The following is a 20123-nucleotide window of genomic DNA, read 5'->3' as shown; positions in this document are numbered from 1 at the left end:
CCCGGCCTGCCCCGACGGCAATTCAGGCCGAAGGCGGCAGGTTGCGTGTCGTGGGCATGCCTTGCGGTGCGAGCACCGGCGCAAAGACACGGCGGGAGGCACGCGCGGCAACCGGCAGCCCCTGATAGAGACGTTTTTGCGCCTCGACGACGATGACGCCGGAAAAGGCCGGCCAGAGAACCCGGCCAAGCCGCTCGAAGCCGCGGCGTAGGCGCAGGACCGCCCGGATCTTCGACGGCGGGAAGAACAAGGCCTCTGCCGAGGCCCCCGGCGTAAAATTCGTCTCGCGCAGCAACGAGGTAAGCTGGCCACGCGAATAGGGACGGCCCGAACCGAAGGGCGTGTGCTCCATGCGCGCCCACACACCACGACGGTTGGGCACGACGATGACGAGACGGCCGCCGGGTGCGAGCACGCGCCAGACTTCCTTCAGCGTCTCGCGCGGGTTCTCGGCGAATTCGAGGGAATGCACCATGAGAACGCGATCGACCGAACTGTCCGGCAGCGGCAGTTCCTCGTCGAAGACGAGCGCCGTAGCCGAGGGTTCGCCGACCGGCCAGTTCACCGCGCCCTGCCCTGCCGGCATGAAGGCCATGGTGCGCTCGGTGTCGGCGCGGAAGCGTTCGAGAAAGGGAATACAGTAACCGAGGCCGACAAGCCGTTCCTGCGGCAGGCGCGCCCAGACCGAGGAAATCGCCAAGGCAACCGACTGCTCCGCCACTCGGCCGAGCATCGTATAATAAAACTGCCTTAGATCGACGATATCGACATGCATGAACTTATTGTTAGCAGCCCATCCTTGGACTTCAAGCTGCAAGAGGGTACATTCCCGGCAACGAGGTGGGACATAAAAAAGCGGGTCGACAATGAAATCACTGCAGATCGAGGTATTCCTCTGCCGAAGTGACAACTTCGGCGTGCTCCTACATTGCCCGGAAACCGGGGAGACGGCGTCGATCGACGCACCGGAATTCGGTCCAATCGTGACAGCGGCAGAGAAGCGGGGCTGGACGATCACTCATATCTTCACGACCCATCACCACGGTGACCATGTCGAGGCCAATCTGGCGCTGAAGGAAAAATACGGCTGCGAGATCATCGGCCCGCGCAACGAGGCGGCGGTGATCCCCGGCATCGATCGGACCGTGGGCGACGGAGACGAGTTCACCTTTGCCAAGCGACCGGTGCGGGTGATCGAGACGCCGGGCCATACGGCGGGGCATGTTTGCTACTACCTGCCCGAGGATATGCTGCTCTTTGCCGCCGACACGCTTTTCGCCCTCGGCTGCGGGCGCCTCTTCGAGCGGTCGGCGCTCGACATGTGGCATTCCCTGCAGAAGCTTGCGGCGCTGCCCGACGAGACCATCGTCTATTTTGGCCATGAATATACACTCTCCAATGCTCGTTTCGCCTTGACGGTCGATCCGGAAAATGCCCGGCTCAGATCCCGCGCCGAATTGATCGAAATGCAGCGCAAGCGCGGCGACTTCACCATCCCGACGACGATCGGCCTGGAGAAGGAAACCAATCCCTTCCTGCGCGCCGGCGAACCGGATATTCGCCGCACGCTCGACATGGAGGGCGCGACGAACGACGAGGTCTTCGCGGAAATCCGCAAGCGCAAGGACTCCTTCTGATGCAGGCAGCCGATATCATCGCGACCCTCGGCATGCAGCGCCATCCCGAGGGCGGCTGGTATGTGGAGACCTATCGCGACGAACACGGCGGTCCCCGCGGTCATTCGACGGCGATCTACTATCTCCTTCAGGCCGGCGAACGGTCTCACTGGCACAAGGTCAAGGACGCCGCAGAGGCCCGGCACTACTATGCCGGTGCACCGCTTGCCCTGCACCGGTCCAAGGATGGGGTGACCCAGGAGACGGTCGTGCTGGGCCTCGATCTCGCGGCCGGTCAGCGTCCCCAGGCGATCATCGATGCCGATGAGTGGCAGGCGGCCGAGAGCCTCGGCGAATTCACCCTGGTCGGCTGCACGGTGGCGCCCGGCTTCGACTTTTCCGCCTTCGAAATGGCGCCGCCCGGCTGGGCGCCCGGCGCCTAAGCTAGCGAATCAGACCTCCGACAGCGTCAGCGTCAGGATCACCTGCGCTGCATAATAGGTCACCCAGACGAAATAGGCGGCCATGCCATCGATCGGGTGATCGGGGCCCGTCCAGTATTTGCGGATCGTCAGCACGATATCCGAGAGGATGAAGAGCGCCGCGCCGACAAATGCGAACGGATTGGCGAGGCCGAGCGTCAGCCAGACAAGCACCATGAACAAGAAGACATAGACGGCGATGGGCACCGCCAGTCGTCCGGCGGGCTTCCAGATGCGCATCAGCACGCCGAAGGTCAGGATGGCAACAAGCGCGCCGGCGATCACCCGCCAGGGCTCGGCGAAGGCAATGTCGAGGTCGGTGAGGGCCGCAAGCAAGGCCACATAGGCGATATGGGCAGAGAGAAAGGCGGCGACACCACCGACAAAGGCACGGTCTCCTTCAAAGGCGAGCGACAAGTCGCCAAGGGCTCCGAACACAAGGGCGGCAACCAGCAGCGGGTGCGCGCCGACGAGATGGGCATAGAGGGCAAGCAGCAGGACGGGTAACGTCTTCCAGACGGCCCGGAACACGGTTTTCTCCCGCGGCAGGATCCAGAGATAGCTGGTACCGAGCGCGACCGAAAGCCAGAGGATGCCGGTCGCCGTGGCCATTCAATCTCCCGTCAGGTCGCGCGCTCCGATTTGCGGAAAACCATATCGCGAGCCGCGAGCACCGCGCCACCTGTGATAAGCAGGCATGAAAGGCCAATTCTGACGCTAATCTCACCAAACCCAAAAATGATCAGGATCAGCGTGGAGAGAAGCGGCGCGGCATAGCTGGAAACGCCGAGGATCTGGATGTCGCCATTCTTCACGCCATAGTCCCAGACATAGAAGGCGAGCCCGACCGGCAGCAGCCCGAGACCGATCACCGCGGCCCATTGCGCCGTCGTATCCGGCCAGACGGTGGTCTCGAGCGCGAGATGGCAGAGAAGCGAGAGAGCCGATGTCGCAAGGCAGAAGCCTGTGACGACATCGGTCGAGACCTTCTCGAACTTGCGACTGATCAGCGAATAGGCGGCCCAGGTGAAGGCGCAGAGCAAGGCGGTGAAGTAACCGAGGCTATAGGCCGGGTCGAAAGCGAAACCGTTTTTGCCGACAATGAGCGCCGTTCCGGCAAGGCCGCACAGCGCACCGACGATATGATGCCAGCCGAGCCTTTCGCCCGGCAGGAGAGCCGAGCCGACCACAATGAGGAGCGGCCAGAGATAGGCGATCAGACCGGCCTCGACGGCCGGCGCATTCCGGAGTGCTGTGAAATACAGAAAGTGGTAGCCGAAGAGGCCACCGATGCCCGCAAGCCAGACCTTCGGCGGCTGGCGGAGTTCCTTCAACCGCTCCGGCCGGGCGATGAACAACAGGATGCCGGGCAGGCTGCCGATCGCAAAGGTGATGGCCGAAAGCTGGAAGGGCGGCATTGTGCCGGAGGCCGCCGTCATCAGCGCGAGGAAGGACCACATCAGGATCGCGGTGAACCCGATGAGCGTTGCCTTGGTCTTCATGAAATCCCCTGATGCGGGGCTCGCCCGCTGAAACTAGCCGTCGAACTTTTCTGCCGTCACATGCACGGTTCCGTAGCGGGTCGGGATCCTCGCATAGACAGGAGCATATAGCTGCAGCGTCGCGGTCTTGGCAAACCAGATCTCCATGCCGCTCACCGACTTCAGATATTCGATGTCCTTGCGGCCCTGGCGGTAACCGGACTTCGGCACATAGCGGACCGAACAGACGATGGCCTCGCCTTTGGCACTGCCGGCGGAAAAGGTCGCGGAGCGGTTCGGCGAGAGAACGAGATCCATGCGGCTTTCGCCGTCATAGACGGGCAGGGTCTGGCCGCAGACATCCGCATTTCCAGGGAGAAGGAGAGCGCCGATCGGATCGAGGACCGACTTCAGGTCACCAGGCTGGACAGGCACCCAGGTATCCGGCTTCGGCCGCTCCGGCGTTACCTTGGTCTCCACCACATTGCCGCCAGCGAAAAGCACCTCGTAGATGTGATTGCGCTTGCCGCTCTTGTAGTCGAGCACATAGCGCTCCGGGTTCATGGCGCCACCGGACATGCGGCCGGACACGGTGCTGTTGGCAGACACCTCGCGCACGATGTCGACGAGGCTCGACGAATGAAACTGGCCGGAAATCGTGTAGCGCTCGTTTTCGACGGCCGTCTGAAAGGTCATGCGCGCAATCGGCAAGACGCCGAGAGAAACCTTGTAGGATGTGTCGTAGCGATAATCGGCAGCCCCGGCGCCACCGGCGGCAAGGACGAGGAAGGCGGTAAGGAAGCCGGTCGGACGCAAATGCCATCTCCATCATGGGAATGCCGGCGGACCGGCGTCTTGAAGATGCATACTCGCCGTGGACTGTGGCAAGAAAATATCCTACACCTGCCTCGGCGCCCGGAAAATCCAAGGTTTGGCTTGACGCGCCGGTTCTCACTGACTATAGAACCGCAACTTTCCAATCAGACGCTGTTGGATTGCCTCGCCGGCATTTGGCCGGAAGCGATGCGATGGCCTAGAAAAACAATAGGTGTACCATGTCCCGCAGTTGCGAATTGACCGGCAAGGGCGTCCAGTCGGGCAACAACGTGAGCCACGCGAACAACAAGACCAAGCGCCGGTTCCTGCCGAACCTGTGCGACGTCACGCTGATCTCGGATGCTCTGAACCAGCGCTTCCGCCTGCGCGTTTCGGCTGCTGCCCTGCGCACGGTCGAGCATCGCGGCGGTCTCGACGCATTCCTGATCAAGGCTTCCGAAACCGAACTGAGCATGCGCGCTCGTCTGCTGCGTCGCCAGATCGTCAAGAAGACCGCTGAAGCCGCTTAATAGCGTCATTCGGCCAGACTTTCGAAAGGCTTGACCGGTGCGCCGGGCAAGCCTTTTCGTTTGGGATGTTCATGCGGGTCAAAGGCCTGACATGCGCTCCTGCCCTCACATTGTTGTCCCTCAAACTGGTGGCATCACCCAGGATAAAAAAATGCTGAACAAGCGCTATTTCTTTGTCTACAGCCTGCTGATGACGACAATCGTCGTCGCCTCGAACTTCCTCGTCCAGCACCCGGTCGATGGCGTTCTGGCCGGCATCAATCTTGCCGACCTCCTGACCTTTGGTGCCTTCACCTATCCGATCGCCTTCCTCGTCACCGACCTGACCAATCGTCAGTTCGGCCCTCAGGTTGCGCGCCGCGTCGTGCTCGTCGGCTTCATCGCAGGCGTTCTCCTGTCGATCCTGCTCGCCACCCCGCGCATCGCGATCGCATCGGGCTCGGCCTTCCTCGTCGGCCAGCTGCTCGACATCTCGGTCTTCAACCGGCTGCGCCAGCAGACCTGGTGGAAGGCGCCGCTGATGGGCTCGCTGATCGGCTCGGTGCTCGACACGATCATCTTCTTCTCGCTGTCCTTCGCACCCGTCTTCGGCTTCATCGGCCCGAATGACGACTTCGCGATTGCCGCAGCCCCGATCCTCGGCGTGTTGTCCGCGGAGGCACCGCGTTGGATTTCCTGGGCGATCGCCGATTTCGGCGTGAAGATGCTGATCGGCTTCATCATGCTTCTGCCCTATGGCGCGCTGATGAGTGTCGTCCGGCCCATGCCGACAGCGTCGCGAACGGCCTGACGGCAGCGACACCAAACGACGATCAGCAGCCCCGGGAAGCCGGGGCTGTTTTGTTTTGCGAGGTGCGGAAACGTCAGGACTGCGGCGCGGAGAGACGGAATTCCAACATCAAGGTCCGCTGCAGGATCGAATGATTGTCGTCGGAGACAACGATCAGCCGGACGGAGCCATCGGGCTCGGGGATGGCATCGATGCCTTCCATATTGTCGATCTGGGATCGGTAATTGGCCTCGAACAGGATCTCGCCATCGAGAAGCGCATCCGGTCGAATGCTGTCCCCATCGACGCGGCGCAAACGCATGCCCACACCTCTGGCGATGGTGAAGCGACGCTCGAGCAGCAGGAGATCGCCATTCGGCAGGAAAGTCGCATCGGTGATGTCAAAGTCATCACGCGGACGCACGCGAAACTCGCCAGCAAGCGGACCGCCGAGGATCGCCGCATAGATATTGCCGTCGCCGTCGAAGCTTTTCTCCGAAATCGCCACCAGCGCCCCACCGAGCGGTCCGTCCTTTTCGGCGATCACCAGCGATTCCAGACCGCCATTGCTGCGCAGGACATCGAGATCGAAGGGGAAGGCGAGCGGCTCAGACGGCACTGCCTTGCCGAGGTCGGACAGGGGTGAATAGGACACGACGCGGTGACGCTGTTCAAAACCGACGAAGGCGCGATCACCGTCCACCGCAAGGCTCTCGGCATCGACGTGGAACTTGGAGGGGCTTTCGCGCCCGGAGGCGTCGAGAAGCGGCGCCAGCTTCACGGCCTCGATGCCGGCAAGCCGACCCTCGGCATCGCGCCTGATCTGCCCCTCGATCCAGTAGCCGGTGTCGAACACGCCGAGGAAGCGCTGGTCGTCGAGGAACCGGATCGACGAGAAGGCACCAAACAGCGGCTCAGAGGAAGAGAGCTCGACACCACCGAGGAATGTCAGTTCGGGCGCCATGGTCGGGTTGCCGCCGAGCTGGGTGATCACACGGCTGTCGACCGGGATGGACAAGGTCTCGCCGGCCGGAATGACCGCAGGCGTACAGGCGGAGAGGACAAGCAGGCCCGCCAGCGCACAGCTCAGGCCCAGGCGCCGCCGATAGGTCGATCGCTTAGGCACGCAGACGCGCCCGGCCACCCGCCGTCTGTTCCTCGAACAGTGAAGCAAGCTGCTCGGTCATCGCGCCCGCCAGTTCGTCGGCATCAACGATGGTCACGGCACGGCGATAGTAGCGGGTCACATCGTGGCCGATGCCGATGGCCAGAAGCTCGACAGGAGACTTCGTTTCGATCTGCTCAATGACGGCCCGCAGGTGCCGCTCCAGATAATTGCCGGGGTTCACCGATAGCGTCGAATCGTCGACCGGTGCACCGTCCGAGATCATCATCAGGATCTTGCGCTGCTCGCGGCGACCGATCAGGCGGTTGTGCGCCCACATCAGTGCTTCACCGTCGATGTTTTCCTTGAGCAGGCCTTCGCGCATCATCAGGCCGAGATTGCGGCGCGCACGGCGCCAGGGGGCGTCGGCCGACTTGTAGATGATATGGCGCAGATCGTTGAGGCGACCGGGCGCCGGCGGCTTGCCGCCTGCGAGCCACTTCTCGCGCGACTGACCACCCTTCCAGGCCTTGGTGGTAAAGCCGAGGATCTCGACCTTGACGCCGCAGCGCTCGAGCGTTCGGGCAAGGATGTCAGCGCAGGAGGCAGCGACCGTGATCGGGCGACCGCGCATCGAGCCGGAATTGTCGATGACCAGCGTCACCACGGTATCGCGGAACTTGGTGTCCTTCTCCTTCTTGAAGGAGAGCGGCTGCATCGGGTCGATGATCAGGCGGGTGAGGCGCGCCGGATCGAGATAACCCTCTTCGAGGTCGAAGTCCCAGGAGCGGTTCTGCTGCGCCATCAGGCGACGCTGCAGGCGATTTGCAAGGCGTCCGACGGCACCCTGCAGATGCGCCAGCTGCTTGTCGAGGAAGGCGCGCAGCCGCTCGAGTTCGGCTTCGTCGCAAAGCTCTTCCGCCGTGATCTCCTCGTCGAATTCCTGGGTGAAGATCTTGTAGTCGACCTTCTCGTTGAAGTCGTCGAACGGGGTCGCCGGACGGCGCATTTCGCCGGGTGTCTCGCTGTCGTCGTCACCCTCGTCCGACATCTCCTCCTCGGAGATCTCGGCACCATCCATCTCGCCGTCGTCGAGCTGTTCCTGCGAGGCTTCGCTTTCTTCGGCGGGTGCGGAGTCCTGACCGGCTTCGTCTTCCGACGTCTCCTGGTCCTGCTCGCCGCTGCGCGGCTGCTCCTCGTCGGTAGACTGCTCGTCCTCGCTCTGCTCCTGGTCGTCGCCCATGTCCTCGGCCATTTCCATGGCCGACAGCATGTGGCGGATCACGCGGGAGAAGGCCTGCTGGTCTTCGATGACAGTCGCGAGGTTATCGAGGTCGGCACCGGCCTTGTCCTCGATGAAGGGGCGCCAGAGGTCGAGCACCTTGCCGGCCGATTCCGGGGCCTTCTGGCCGGTGAGCTTTTCGCGCACCAGCATGGCGACAGCTTCCTGGATGGGAGCATCTTCCTGGCGGCTGATCGTCGAGAAATTGGCCTTCACGTATTTCTCGGTGTTCATCGACTGGATGTTGGAGGCGACACCCGGCATGCGCAGCGACCCGAGCGACTCCACGCGAGCCTGCTCGACCGCATCGAAGATGGCGCGCGCATCGGCACCCTGCGGCGCCATCGAGGCATGGACCTTCTGATCGTGGCAGGCGAGACGAAGCGCCATGGAATCGCCGAGACCGCGGGTCACTGCAAGTTCATGGGCGGTCGGACGTTTGGACAGTTCCGGCAGGCGGATGCGCTCGCCGGCGAGACCGGGACGCTCATTGGCGAAGGCGACCTCGACCTGCGGATCACCCGCAATCGAACGGACGCAGCCGGTGATGGCCCGGCGCATCGGCTCCGTGTCTACTCCACCGCCGGCTCTCGCCTTCGAATTGTCGCCGCGCCCTGCCATGCTTCTCAGTCCTTATGCGCCGAGTACGATATTGGCCGCACTTTCCTTGAGTTCCACGCCGAAGGCGCGCTGATACTGCTCGGCCACCAGCGTGCGCTCGAGTTCGTCGCACTTATTGAGGAAGGTGACGCGGAAGGCAAAGGCCACATCGCCGAAGATCTCGGCGTTTTCCGCCCAAGTGATGACCGTACGCGGGCTCATGACGGTGGACAGATCGCCGTTGACGAAGGCGGCGCGCGTGAGATCGGCAAGACGCACCATGCGCGAGACGGTGTCGCGGCCCTCGGCGGTCGAACCGAAGCTCTTCACCTTGGCGGAGACGATGTCGACTTCCTTGTCATGCGGCAGATAGTTGAGCGTGGTGACGATCGACCAGCGGTCCATCTGGGCCTGGTTGATCTGCTGCGTGCCGTGATAGAGGCCCGTCGTGTCGCCGAGGCCAACCGTGTTGGCGGTCGCAAACAGGCGGAATGCAGGGTGAGGACGGATGACGCGGCTCTGGTCGAGGAGTGTCAGGCGGCCCGACGATTCCAGCACGCGCTGAATGACGAACATGACATCAGGACGACCGGCATCGTATTCGTCGAAGACGAGCGCGACATTGTGCTGGTAGGCCCAGGGCAGGATGCCGTCCTTGAATTCGGTGATCTGCTTGCCGTCCTTGAGGACGATGGCGTCCTTGCCGACGAGATCGATACGGCTGACATGGCTGTCGAGGTTGACGCGCACGCAGGGCCAGTTGAGGCGGGCCGCGACCTGTTCGATATGCGTGGACTTACCCGTGCCATGGAAGCCGGAGACCATGACGCGGCGGTTGTGAGCAAAGCCGGCGAGGATGGCGAGCGTGGTTTCGCGGTCGAAGAGATAGTCCGGATCGAGATCCGGGACATAGGCGTCGCCCTTGGAGTAAGCCGGGACACGGATGTCGCTGTCGATACCAAACACCTCGCGCACCGACACGGTGGTGTCGGGGAGATTGGTAATATCAAGATCAATTTTGCTCATCGTTTCTCCATGCCGGGCGCCACCGACCGGCCGCATCTCATCGCTGCTTGTGTGTTCGGATTAACAGAAACCGGCCTGCTTTAACAATTTGTAGGCTTCAATAACAGCGCGAAAACGCTCTTCAGAAGCCCTGTCTCCGCCATTTGCGTCGGGATGGTGTTTTTTTACAAGCTCCTTGTAGCGGGTCTTGATGTCGGTCGGCGTGGAGCTGACGGTAAGCCCAAGCGTATCCAGCGCTTTTGCCTCCAAAGTCTTCAATTTCCGATCCGCCGCCTGATAGCGCGAGGCGCCGCCGCGACCCTGCTGCACGAAGCCGAACGGGTCCTTCATGCGCGCCTGTGACGCAGCCGAACCGGAGCGCGCGGTGGAGTGCAACGGGCTCGCTTTCGCAGCCTTGTTGACGCCCACCGTCCAGGTCGGACGATGTCCGGTGATCGCTTCCTTCTGGTAGCGCGCAATTTCGGTGTCGGAGAGGCCGGAGAAGTAGTTATACCCCTTGTTGTATTCCTTCACGTGCTCGAAGCAGAACAGGAAGAACTGGCCCTCGGCATGACGACCCACGGGCGCGCGATGAGCCCCCGGCTTCTCGCAGCCGTCCCATTGACAGACAGGATTGGTTGGTTCGGGCTCCGCTGCCCGCTTTCGCCGGGTCCGTATCCCATCGAAGTATTTCGAGTCGAGTTTCATCCGGTAATTATGGGGCGTCGGCGGGGGTCGGACAAGAATTGACAAACCGGTTTGTTGCGCGCTTTGTGGGGCTTTTTGCGAAGCAGCAGAAAGAGGCAAGACCCATGTCGGTGAAGAGCCGGATAGAGACCCGCCTGACCGAGGCCTTCGGCCCCGAACGCCTTGTCGTGATTGACGAGAGCCATCACCATGCGGGTCATCAGCCTGACATCACCGGCACCGGCGAAACTCATATGCGGGTGCGCATCGTCGCAGAAGCCTTTTCAGGAATGACGCGGCTCTCACGCCATCGTGCGATTACGGATGTGCTCAAGCCGGAGCTCGATGCCGGGCTACATGCGCTGGCGATCGAGCCCGCCGCCCCCGGCGAGCCCACGCGCTGGTAGTCTTCGACTAAGATCAGACCTGCGGCTCGGCCGCATCGATCGGCCGGATGCGCAGACGGGTGATGCGGTTCTTCTCCCGCTTCAGCACGATGAAACGCTTGCCGTAGAACGTGAAGGCCTGACGCTCCTCAGGGATCGACTTCGACTCGTGGATGACGAGACCGGCGATCGTTGTCGCCTCCTCATCCGGTAACTGCCAGTCCATCGCGCGATTGAGGTCACGGATCGGCACGCCGCCATCGACCACGATCGAACCGTCGCTGTCCTGCCGCACCCCCTGGATCTCGAGATCGTGTTCGTCGGAGATATCACCGACGATTTCCTCGAGAATGTCTTCGAGCGTCACCACACCCTGCACTTCGCCATATTCGTCGACGACGACAGCGAAATGGCTCTTGCGGCGCAGGAAAGCGTTCAGCTGGTCCTTGAGGTTGGTGGTATCGGGTACGAACCACGGCTTCTGGGCGACCTTGACGATGTCGATGTCCTGCGGCTCGACATTCGGCTCGGCGAGTGCGCGGATCAGGTCCTTGGCATGGATCACCCCGATGATGTTGTCGGTCGAACCACGCCAGACCGGCATGCGGGTGTATGGGCTTTCGAGAATGTTGCGGATCGCGGTTTCCGGCGGTTCGTCGGCATTGACCGCCCGCATGGCCGTGCGGTGGATCATGATGTCGGAAACCTCGAGTTCACCGAGATCCAGCACACCACCGAGGCGGTCGCGGTCGGCCTTGATCACCGATCCCTCGCGGTGCAGGAGCGCCACGGCGCCACGCAGTTCTTCATGCGCAGACAGCATGGAGACTTCGCCGGAAATCGAGACGCCGAACATGCCGAGCAGCTTGCGGACGATCCAGTTGACGAGGCTGGAAAGCGGACCGACGATGGCCACGAAGGGCCGGACCAGCGGTGCAACGACGAGGGCAAAGCGTTCTGGCGCCGAGATCGCCCAGCTCTTCGGCAGTACTTCTGAAAAGATGACGAGGAGAACAGTCATCAACAGCGTGGCGATGGCAACACCGGAATCGCCGAACAGGCCGAGAAACAGGCTCGTCGTCAGCGACGAAGCAAGAATGTTGACCAGGTTGTTGCCGATCAGCAGCGCACCGATCAGCCGGTCGCGCCGTTCGATCAGCATGTTCACCACGCCCGCACGATCATCACCATTGACCTCGAGCGTGTGCATGCGCGCGCGGGACGTGGCGGTCAGCGCCGTCTCCGACCCGGAGAAGAAGCCCGAACAGCAGATCAACAGAAAGATGGCGAGGATGGTGAGCCAGTATTCGGCAAGGCCGGCCAGGATTTGCTCGATCATGATGGGCGCATCTCCTCGATGAAACGCTGGACTTCAGACGCCGGCACGTCGTCAGCGACAAAGGACTGGCCGAGACCACGGGTAAGGATGAAGGTGAGTTGGCCAGCCTTCACCTTCTTGTCCTGGGCGATGGCATCCATCAGGACATCGGTCGGCGGCAATTCGCCGGGGATCTGATTCATCCGGGTGGGAAGGCCGACCTCGCGCAGATGGGCCTCGACGCGATCGGCCAGATCCGGACTGACGAGGTTCATGCGCGCCGAGAAGCGATGCGCGAGCACCATACCGATCGAGACCCCCTCGCCATGCACGAGCCGGCTGCTGTCATACTGGGTCGCCGCTTCCAGCGCATGACCGAAGGTATGGCCGAGATTGAGAAGCGCCCGACGGCCGTTTTCGCGCTCGTCGGCGGCAACCACGTCGGCCTTGGCCTGACAGGAGACGGCGATCGCCTCGATGCGGGCCGCGCCGCCGGCAAAGACCTCGCGCCAGTTCTTTTCCAGCCATTCGAAGAAGTCGGGCTTGTCGATCAGGCCGTATTTCGCGACTTCGGCATAACCGGCGCGAAATTCGCGCTCAGACAGCGTGTCGAGCACGTCGGTATCGGCAAGCACCAGATCCGGCTGATTAAAGATGCCGATCAGGTTCTTGCCCTGGCGGGCATTGATGCCGGTCTTGCCGCCGACGGAACTGTCGACCTGCGACAGAAGAGATGTCGGGATCTGCACGAAGCGGACACCGCGCCGGACGATGCCGGCGGCAAAGCCCGTGAGATCGCCGATGACGCCGCCACCGAGTGCAATCACCGTATCGTTGCGTTCGATGCGCGCTTCGAGAAGCACGTCGCAGACTTTGGTGAGATAATCGAAGCTCTTGGTCTTCTCGCCGGCCGGAAGCGTGACAGACACCGCCTCGATGCCGTCGGTCTGCAGGCTGTCCATCAGCCCGTCGAGATAGCGCGCGCCAACATTCTCGTCGGTGACGATGGCGGCACGGCGACCCTTGATGCGGGTCGAGATTTCGCCGCCGGCACGCGTCATCAGGCCCGGGCCGATGAGAATGTCATAGGAGCGTTCACCCAGCGGCACATGCACCAGGCGTTCCAGGGTCTCGACCTTCGTCATAACGTCTTGTCCTTGCCGATATGTTCGATCACCGAGGTCAGGACCTCGTTGGCGATCACTTCCTTACGCACGTCACGCGACTGGACCGTGATATCCGCAAGAGCATAGATCGGATATCGCTTGTCCATCAGATCCTTCAGCGTCTGCTTCGGGTTCTCGGTCTTCAGCAGGGGCCGGTGGTCGCGCTTGTTCACCCGCTCCCAGAGCACGTCGAGATCGGCATTGAGCCACACCGAAAGCCCGCCACGCTCGATCTGCTTGCGGGTCCTCTCGTTGATGAAGGCGCCGCCGCCGGTAGAGACGACCCGCGGGCCCGTGCGCAGCAGGCGCTTGATGACACGGGTTTCAAGCGCGCGGAACTCCTCTTCGCCATAGGCGGCAAACAGTTCGGCGATCGTCATCCGCGACACCCGCTCGATTTCCGTATCGGTATCGACAAAGGGCAGACCGAGTTGCTGCGCAACAATCCGGCCGATGGCTGACTTGCCAGCGCCCATCAGGCCGACGAGCACGAGATTGCGTTTGCCGAGCGCCGTCTTGGCACGCACACCCAAACTGGGAGCAAGGTTGAGGATCGTTTCGGTCATCGGCCTGTTCACGACTGTTTCATGACCTATTGACATATAGAGGGCTAGCGTCAAGCCATGGCTGTATTTCCAGAAGCCCTGTCCCGGCCTTGGTAAACTGCATGTTTCGACCTATTTATTTTGAGAACCAGCGAAGGACCGACCATGCCCACTCTGTTTCGCTTTCTGTTCATCTGCGGGACCATCGTCGGTCTGGTCTATGTCACCATGTGGTCCTTTGCAGTCTTCGTCGAGCCGCGGGAACGCGACGTGACGGTGCGCATTCCTTCCGAGCGTATCAATCCGGTCGAGCAGTAGCGGGAAGCAAGATATGTCGGATCTGAGCCGGGCTCGTGTGGAGGCCTTTCTGGAGATGCTGAGCGCCGAGCGCGGAGCAGCCCAGAACACGCTCACCTCCTATGAGCGCGACCTCGACGACCTCGGCGATTTTCTTTCCGGCCGCAAGGTGACCCTGGGTGCAGCGACACGGGAAGATCTGGCCGCCTATCTCTCAGACCTTGCGCGACGCGGCTTTCAGCCGACCTCACAGGCAAGGCGCCTGTCGGCGATGCGCCAATTCTACAAATTTCTCTATGCGGAAGGGCTGCGCGGCGATGATCCGACCGCTATCCTCGACGCGCCGAAGAAGACCCGCCCCCTGCCCAAGGTGCTGACGGTCGAGGATGTCACCGGGCTTCTGTCGCTCGCCGAGCAGGAAGCGAACCTCGAAGGACCGGAACAGCCCGCGCGAATCCGGCGACTGGCGCTGATCGAACTTCTTTATGCAACCGGCATGCGCGTCAGCGAACTCGTCTCTTTGCCGGTGAAGGTGCTGACGCAGGAGGGCCGTTTCCTTCTGGTGCGCGGCAAGGGCAACAAGGAAAGGCTTGTCCCCCTGTCGCGGACGGCGATCGAGGCACTGGCACGATACGGTAAAATCCGGGGCGCCGATCCCGTGCAGGCCGACAGCCCCTTCCTGTTTCCTGCCGCCAGCAAGGAAGGCCATCTTCCGCGTCAGGTCTTTGCCCGCGACCTCAAGGACCTTGCCGTGAGAGCCGGATTGTCGGCGAATGCCGTGTCTCCGCATGTGCTGCGGCATGCCTTTGCCAGCCATCTTCTCGGCAATGGCGCCGATCTTCGCGCGGTGCAGGAACTGTTGGGCCACAGCGACATTTCGACGACACAAATCTATACGCATGTGCTCGACGAGCGCCTGCAGCAACTGGTGCATACGCATCACCCCCTTGCAAAACAGGCCAAAAACCCCGATTAGGACCGGCAAAGCCGGTTCCTGCGGGCGGCGAGCGCCAGGAACGAACGATCGGAACGGAGTTCATGCACAACTATCTCGACTTCGAAAAGCCCATCTCCGACCTCGAGGCCAAGATCCGCGAACTGAAGAAGCTCGCGGAAGAGGACGAGAGCATCGACACCTCGGAAGAGATCAGCCGGCTGGAAAGCCGCGTCGACGAGGCGATGGTGGAGATCTATTCGAAGCTCAACGCCTGGCAGAAGACGCAGGTCGCGCGCCATCCGCAGCGCCCGCACTTCGTCGATTATGCCGAAGCGCTGTTCACCGAATTCACCCCTCTGGCCGGCGACCGCAAATTCGCCGAGGACGCCGCCATCCAGGCCGGCCTCGCGCGCTTCCGCGGCCAGCCCGTGGCCGTGATCGGCCAGGAAAAGGGCAACGACACCAAGTCGCGCATCAAGCACAATTTCGGCAGCCCCCGTCCGGAAGGCTACCGCAAGGCGATCCGCGTCATGGAAATGGCCGACCGCTTCGGCCTGCCCGTCATCACCCTGATCGATACGGCCGGCGCCTATCCAGGCGTAGGTGCTGAAGAACGCGGCCAGGCGGAAGCCATTGCCCGCTCGACCGAGATGTGCCTCGGCCTCAAGGTGCCGATGGTCTCCGTCGTCATCGGCGAAGGCGGCTCAGGCGGCGCGATCGCGATTGCCACCGGCAACCGCGTCTACATGCTCGAGCATGCGATCTATTCGGTGATCTCGCCGGAAGGTGCCGCCTCCATTCTCTGGCGCGATTCGACCCGCGCCAAGGAAGCCGCGACCAACATGAAGATCACGGCGGAAGACCTAAAGGGCCTCGGCATCATCGATGCGATCATCCCCGAGCCCGTCGGCGGCGCGCATCGCGCGCCGGACCGGGTGATCGGCATGACCGGCGACGTGATCGCGACTGCACTTGCCGAATTGACGCCGATGCCCGGCGACAAGCTGCGCGCCGACCGGCGCCAGAAGTTCCTCGATATCGGTCGCAACCTCTGAGATAGAAGGCTGCGGCTGCGGCAATTTGCCATCACTCCGCCGCTTTGCAGCGGTAGCGGCGGAAGATGGATGGCGAAATCGGCGGCCATTGGTTTATAATTTGTGAAGAAAGCAGTTCTAAACTACGCATGATCGGCTCGGTTCGAGCCCCAACATGTGTTTCTGGAAAGAGCCTTCGCGCATGCGTTTGACATCAACGGCCCTGGTTCTGGTTTTCGCCGCCGCCCTCGCAGGCTGCAACGACACGTTGGAGAGTGCTGCCTACGATACGCCGCGCGTCGCCAACAAGGTCGCGCAGCCACTCCCCGCACGCCTGATTTCCGAAATCCAGAAGAAGGGCATGGATCGCAACTCGCCGATCATGATCCGTATCTTCAAGGAAGAGGGCAAGCTCGAGGTCTGGAAAGCAAAGACCAACGGCCGCTTCGACAAGGTCGTGGAATACGATATCTGCGCCTGGTCCGGCCGGCTGGGTCCGAAGGTGAAGGAAGGCGACCGTCAGGCGCCTGAAGGCTTCTATCCGCTGACGCCGTATCACCTGAACCCGAATTCCAAGTATTTCCTGGCGATCAATACGGGTTACCCGAACCAATTCGACCGGGCGAACGGCCGCAACGGATCCCACCTGATGATCCATGGCGCCTGCTCGTCGTCAGGCTGCTATTCGATGACGGACGCACAGATGCTGGAGATCTATGCATTCGCGCGCGATGCCTTCAAGGGCGGCCAGCAGGCAATCCAGTTGCAGGCCTTCCCCTTCCGCATGACGGCGGAAAACATGGCACGTCATCGCCACAGCCCGCACTTCGATTTCTGGAAGATGCTGAAGGTCGGCTACGACAATTTCGAGATCACCAAGCGGCCACCCGAGGTTAATGTCTGCGAGAAGAAATACGTCTTCAACCAGTCGGTTCCGGCTGGTTCGAGCTTCAATCCGCAGGGTACCTGCCCGGCCATGAGCACGCCTCCGGCACTCTCGGTCGCACTCAACGGCTTCAACGAAGCCTATGACGCCGCCTATGCCAAGGCGCTGAAGAAATATGACGGCAAGATCTGGTACGACCCGACGGAAGCCGAGCGCAAGGCGCTGGTGGCTGACCTTCGCAAGTCGCGCTCGCACGATCTCGCTTTCGCCCCGACGGGCTCTGCCCTGAAGGCCGGCAAGCTGCTTAACATCAATGATGCGGACCAGTCGGCGCCTCCGGCTGCCAATGGCACGGCTGCTGTCAACCAGATGGCGACCAACCCGAACGGCGACCCGCAGGCGCAGGCCGCAGAGGCAGCGACGCCCGCAGCGCCGGCTGCCACAGCCGTCCCGGTGCCGCAGCCCAATCCGCTTGCACCCCAGACAGCTGAGGCCGCAGTGGCAGCACCGGCACAGTCGCAAGCACAGGCACCGGCCGGCAAGAAGCCCTTCTGGAAGCTCTGGTAAGGGCATGACCGAGACGGTGATCTATGATCTGAGGGGGCTGAAATGCCCCCTTCCCGTTTTGAAGACCCGCCGACGCATGGCCGACATGAAGCCTGGGGACGAACTGGTGGTGGAGACCAGCGACCCGCTCGCCGGCATCGACATTCCGCATTTCTGCAACGAGGACGGTCATGAACTGGTCGCGCAGGAGCGGCTCGACGCCGGTCACCGCTTTCACATCCGCAAGGGCGGGATCACGCCTGCCTAGAACTTGAGGCCGGGAACCGAGAGCGGATTGTCCATCATCGCCGCGCGATCCGGCCGGTCGATCGCGACCTTGCCGGTGAAGGCTCCGAAGAGATCCCGCACATAGCTTTCCGACAGGTCTCTGGTGATCAGCACGAGCCGCGTCTTGCGGTCGGACCCTTCAGGCCAGGCCGGCAGGCGCACGGGCGGATGGAAGATCGACTGCACGCCATGGAGCACCAGCGGCTTGTCCGGCCGGTCGGTGAGCGCGACGATCGCCTTCATTCTGAGAAGCTTTTCGCCATGCGTGGAGCGCAGGAGATCGATGAACATGTTGATCGCCATCGGATCGATCGGCTCGTCATGCAGGATAGAATAGGAGCGGATCGAAGCACCGTGCCGGTTCACGTCATGATGGTGGTGATGGCCGTGGGAGTGCCCGTGGCTATGATGACCGTGATCATGATGATGATCATGGTGGTGATCGCCGGTCGCTGCCATTTCGTCCTTCAGCCAGCGATCGACATCGGCGATCTTGCTTGAGGCGTCGTAAAGCCCGTTGATCAGCATCGCTGCAGAGCCCGCATCCTCAGCATCGCCATCGGTGATCGGCGCACGGGGGTTGAGCATGCACAGCCGCTGCGTGATGGCAGAGACGGCGGCCTCTTCGGCGAGCGTCTTCTTGGTCAGGATCAGCCGGTCGGCGACCGCGACCTGCTTGTAGGCCTCTGGAAAGGCATCGATGGTGGAGAGGCCATTGACCGCGTCGACGACGGTTACGACACCATCGAGATCGAAATGCTGGGCGATCGACGGATGGCCCATGACCGACTGCATGACGGGTGCCGGATCGGCAAGGCCCGTCGTCTCGATGACGACGCGCGACAGCGGCTTAACCTTGCCAGTCTGCATGCCGTCGATCAATTCCGCCAGCGTATCGACCAGCTCGCCGCGCACGGTGCAGCACAGGCAGCCATCGGCCAGCTCCACCACCGCATCGTTCGAGGTCTCGACCAGCAGATGATCGATACCCACTTCGCCGAACTCGTTGATGATGACGGCCGCGTCCTTCATTGCCGGGTCCTTGAGCAACCGGTTGAGAAGCGTCGATTTGCCGGCGCCGAGGAAGCCGGTGAGGATGGAGACGGGAATGCGCGACTGGGTCATTGCGATGCTCAGAATGTGGGACGGGGCCTCGGGATCGGCACATTGGCGATCTGGCCCGCACCGGAGCCCTGTTTCGTCTCTACCGGCTCACTGCCGGGAATGAGACCGGCAAAACTCATCGCCGGCGGGCGGCCCATTTCCTTTATGTAAGGAGACGTCAGCTTCATGCGCCCGGCCTCATCACGGCCTTCGCTGCGGATCTGGCGCGCCTTCGGATTGCAGATCTCGGCGCTGATGTCGGTCACCTGATCCTGCCCTTCGCCATAGGGGGCGAGCTGGTCCAGCCGGTTGCCGGCGACCGAGGTTGTCAGCCCCTTCTGCAGGAGATCGGCGGAGAGATCGGCGCGTGCGCCAAGGCTGTCGGCGCCGAGCACCACGGAGATCACAGTGCGTCCATTGCGCGTGGCGGACGAGACCTGGTTGAAACCGGAGGCGCAGACATAGCCCGTCTTCATGCCATCGGCGCCTGGGAAACGACCGACGAGCAGATTGAAGTTCGGATAGTCCTTCTTGCCGGTGGTCACGCCTTCCAGCGCGAAATAACCCGCATATTCCGGGAATTCGCGACGGATGGTCGTCGCAAGCAGGGCCATGTCGCGAGCGGTCGTAAACTGCCCTTTGCCCGGCAGACCATTCGGATTGACGAACCGCGTCGACGTCATGCCGAGCCGGGCGGCCTCCTGGTTCATACGCTGGACGAAAGCCGCTTCGCTGCCGCTCACCGTCTCGCCGATGGCGACCGCTACGTCGTTGGCGGACTTGATGATCAGAAGCTTCAAGGCGCTGTCGAGCGTCAGTTTGGAGCCCGGCCTGAAATACATCTTGCTCGCCGGCTGGTCGGCCGCATGTTTGCTCATGACCACCACGGTCTCGGGCGAAAGCTCGCCCGAGCGCATCGAACGGAAGGTCGTATAGGCCGTCATCAGCTTGGTGAGCGAGGCCGGATACCATTTGCGGAAGGCTTCCTGATGGGCGATGACCCGACCACTGGCGACATCGACCACCATCATCGGGCTCGCTGCAGCCATTCCAGGCAGCACCAATGCCGACAGCGACAGGGCAACCGCCAGTCGACGAAATGCAATTGTTGCGGACAGAATTCCGGGACGCATCGTAAACACGAGTTCGATCCTCTTGTTCGGCTGGTCACTCGCCAAAGCCGTGGCAATCTCTTATGTAGTAGCGAAGGAATGGCAAAGCCCATTGAATACGTCAATTGAAA

At 62.1% G+C, this 20123-nt stretch carries 23 protein-coding genes; 10 read left to right on the top strand and 13 right to left on the bottom strand.

What is annotated here, in order from left to right; translation table 11 throughout:
* Positions 1-22: 22 nt before the first annotated feature.
* The gene (locus tag QWE_RS02735; protein WP_006724541.1) at positions 23-775 is read right to left on the bottom strand and encodes a class I SAM-dependent methyltransferase; all 753 of its coding nucleotides are present in this window, start codon (positions 773-775) and stop codon (positions 23-25) included.
* 91 nt (positions 776-866) lie between these two features.
* Here QWE_RS02735 and gloB point away from each other — a divergent pair, with 91 nt between their 5' ends.
* The gene (gene gloB / locus QWE_RS02730) at positions 867-1637 is read left to right on the top strand and encodes a hydroxyacylglutathione hydrolase (protein ID WP_006724540.1); all 771 of its coding nucleotides are present in this window, start codon (positions 867-869) and stop codon (positions 1635-1637) included.
* Positions 1637-2059 carry a cupin domain-containing protein gene (locus tag QWE_RS02725; RefSeq protein ID WP_006724539.1) on the top strand — a complete coding sequence of 141 codons (423 nt, stop codon included), beginning with the start codon at positions 1637-1639 and terminating at the stop codon, positions 2057-2059. Before gloB ends, QWE_RS02725 begins: the two co-directional genes overlap by 1 nt.
* A 9-nt stretch (positions 2060-2068) precedes the next feature.
* On the opposite strand, the gene QWE_RS02720 is transcribed toward QWE_RS02725, so the two are convergent.
* Genes QWE_RS02720 through QWE_RS02710 form a run of 3 tightly spaced genes read right to left on the bottom strand, consistent with a single transcriptional unit; the run spans position 2069 to position 4395 of the window.
* Positions 2069-2710, bottom strand: a complete 642-nt coding sequence (locus tag QWE_RS02720; RefSeq protein WP_006724538.1) for a lysoplasmalogenase — start codon at positions 2708-2710, stop codon at positions 2069-2071.
* Positions 2711-2721: 11 nt separating this feature from the next.
* Positions 2722-3600 (bottom strand): aromatic amino acid exporter YddG, encoded by an 879-nt coding sequence (yddG, locus tag QWE_RS02715; protein WP_006724537.1) that lies wholly within the window; start codon positions 3598-3600, stop codon positions 2722-2724.
* A gap of 33 nt (positions 3601-3633) precedes the next feature.
* Complete coding sequence (locus QWE_RS02710) at positions 3634-4395, bottom strand: DUF3108 domain-containing protein (protein ID WP_006724536.1); 762 nt, start codon at positions 4393-4395, stop codon at positions 3634-3636.
* A 239-nt stretch (positions 4396-4634) separates the two neighbouring features.
* On the opposite strand from QWE_RS02710, the gene rpmB reads away from it, so the two are divergent.
* Together rpmB and QWE_RS02700 are read left to right on the top strand one after the other, a co-directional pair.
* Complete coding sequence (gene rpmB, locus QWE_RS02705) at positions 4635-4925, top strand: 50S ribosomal protein L28 (protein WP_006724535.1); 291 nt, start codon at positions 4635-4637, stop codon at positions 4923-4925.
* Between the two features lie 151 nt (positions 4926-5076).
* Complete coding sequence (locus tag QWE_RS02700) at positions 5077-5715, top strand: VUT family protein (RefSeq protein WP_006724534.1); 639 nt, start codon at positions 5077-5079, stop codon at positions 5713-5715.
* A 73-nt stretch (positions 5716-5788) separates the two neighbouring features.
* Here the strand turns inward: QWE_RS02700 and QWE_RS02695 are convergent, their stop codons facing one another.
* From QWE_RS02695 to QWE_RS02680, 4 genes are read right to left on the bottom strand one after another with little or no spacing between them, the layout of a single operon-like run.
* Positions 5789-6820 (bottom strand): esterase-like activity of phytase family protein, encoded by a 1032-nt coding sequence (locus QWE_RS02695; protein ID WP_100220830.1) that lies wholly within the window; start codon positions 6818-6820, stop codon positions 5789-5791.
* Positions 6813-8702: a cobaltochelatase subunit CobT gene (gene cobT, locus QWE_RS02690; RefSeq protein WP_006724532.1), complete on the bottom strand. Its 1890-nt coding sequence runs from the start codon at positions 8700-8702 to the stop codon at positions 6813-6815. Before cobT ends, QWE_RS02695 begins: the two co-directional genes overlap by 8 nt.
* Positions 8703-8714: 12 nt before the next feature.
* Positions 8715-9707, bottom strand: coding sequence for a cobaltochelatase subunit CobS (gene cobS, locus QWE_RS02685; RefSeq protein ID WP_006724531.1), 993 nt, complete (start codon positions 9705-9707; stop codon positions 8715-8717).
* Positions 9708-9767: 60 nt separating this feature from the next.
* Positions 9768-10394, bottom strand: coding sequence for a J domain-containing protein (locus QWE_RS02680; protein WP_006724530.1), 627 nt, complete (start codon positions 10392-10394; stop codon positions 9768-9770).
* Between the two features lie 104 nt (positions 10395-10498).
* Between QWE_RS02680 and QWE_RS02675 the strand changes: the two genes are divergently transcribed.
* The gene (locus QWE_RS02675) at positions 10499-10780 is read left to right on the top strand and encodes a BolA family protein (RefSeq protein WP_006724529.1); all 282 of its coding nucleotides are present in this window, start codon (positions 10499-10501) and stop codon (positions 10778-10780) included.
* Between the two features lie 13 nt (positions 10781-10793).
* Here the strand turns inward: QWE_RS02675 and QWE_RS02670 are convergent, their stop codons facing one another.
* Genes QWE_RS02670 through QWE_RS02660 form a run of 3 tightly spaced genes read right to left on the bottom strand, consistent with a single transcriptional unit; the run spans position 10794 to position 13809 of the window.
* A complete protein-coding gene (locus tag QWE_RS02670; RefSeq protein ID WP_006724528.1) occupies positions 10794-12098 on the bottom strand; it encodes an HlyC/CorC family transporter in 1305 nt (434 codons plus the stop codon).
* Complete coding sequence (gene aroB / locus QWE_RS02665; RefSeq protein ID WP_006724527.1) at positions 12095-13222, bottom strand: 3-dehydroquinate synthase; 1128 nt, start codon at positions 13220-13222, stop codon at positions 12095-12097. Before aroB ends, QWE_RS02670 begins: the two co-directional genes overlap by 4 nt.
* On the bottom strand, positions 13219-13809 hold the full coding sequence (locus QWE_RS02660; RefSeq protein WP_006724526.1) for a shikimate kinase: 591 nt from the start codon (positions 13807-13809) through the stop codon (positions 13219-13221). The genes aroB and QWE_RS02660 overlap by 4 nt, the downstream gene beginning before the upstream one ends.
* Before the next feature lie 144 nt (positions 13810-13953).
* Between QWE_RS02660 and QWE_RS25445 the strand changes: the two genes are divergently transcribed.
* From QWE_RS25445 to QWE_RS02635, 5 genes are all read left to right on the top strand, one after another.
* Positions 13954-14106, top strand: a complete 153-nt coding sequence (locus QWE_RS25445) for a hypothetical protein (RefSeq protein ID WP_006724525.1) — start codon at positions 13954-13956, stop codon at positions 14104-14106.
* Positions 14107-14119: 13 nt separating this feature from the next.
* Entirely contained in the window at positions 14120-15061 is a 942-nt protein-coding gene (gene xerD, locus QWE_RS02650) for a site-specific tyrosine recombinase XerD (protein WP_006724524.1), read from the top strand.
* A gap of 62 nt (positions 15062-15123) precedes the next feature.
* Positions 15124-16077 (top strand): acetyl-CoA carboxylase carboxyltransferase subunit alpha, encoded by a 954-nt coding sequence (locus tag QWE_RS02645; protein ID WP_006724523.1) that lies wholly within the window; start codon positions 15124-15126, stop codon positions 16075-16077.
* Between the two features lie 181 nt (positions 16078-16258).
* Positions 16259-17509 (top strand): L,D-transpeptidase family protein, encoded by a 1251-nt coding sequence (locus QWE_RS02640; protein ID WP_006724522.1) that lies wholly within the window; start codon positions 16259-16261, stop codon positions 17507-17509.
* A gap of 4 nt (positions 17510-17513) precedes the next feature.
* Entirely contained in the window at positions 17514-17756 is a 243-nt protein-coding gene (locus QWE_RS02635; protein ID WP_006724521.1) for a sulfurtransferase TusA family protein, read from the top strand.
* On the opposite strand, the gene QWE_RS02630 is transcribed toward QWE_RS02635, so the two are convergent.
* Both QWE_RS02630 and QWE_RS02625 read right to left on the bottom strand, forming a co-directional pair.
* A complete protein-coding gene (locus QWE_RS02630; RefSeq protein ID WP_006724520.1) occupies positions 17753-18901 on the bottom strand; it encodes a CobW family GTP-binding protein in 1149 nt (382 codons plus the stop codon). The two genes, QWE_RS02635 and QWE_RS02630, sit on opposite strands and share 4 nt — an antisense overlap.
* 8 nt (positions 18902-18909) lie before the next feature.
* Positions 18910-20013 (bottom strand): D-alanyl-D-alanine carboxypeptidase family protein, encoded by a 1104-nt coding sequence (locus QWE_RS02625; protein WP_006724519.1) that lies wholly within the window; start codon positions 20011-20013, stop codon positions 18910-18912.
* Positions 20014-20123: the final 110 nt, after the last annotated feature.

Origin of the sequence: Agrobacterium albertimagni AOL15 (assembly GCF_000300855.1) — a bacterium.
In the GTDB taxonomy this organism is placed as follows: domain Bacteria; phylum Pseudomonadota; class Alphaproteobacteria; order Rhizobiales; family Rhizobiaceae; genus Allorhizobium; species Allorhizobium albertimagni.
Note: the sequence above shows the minus strand (reverse complement) of the source record. Positions and strands in the feature narration are given on the sequence as shown.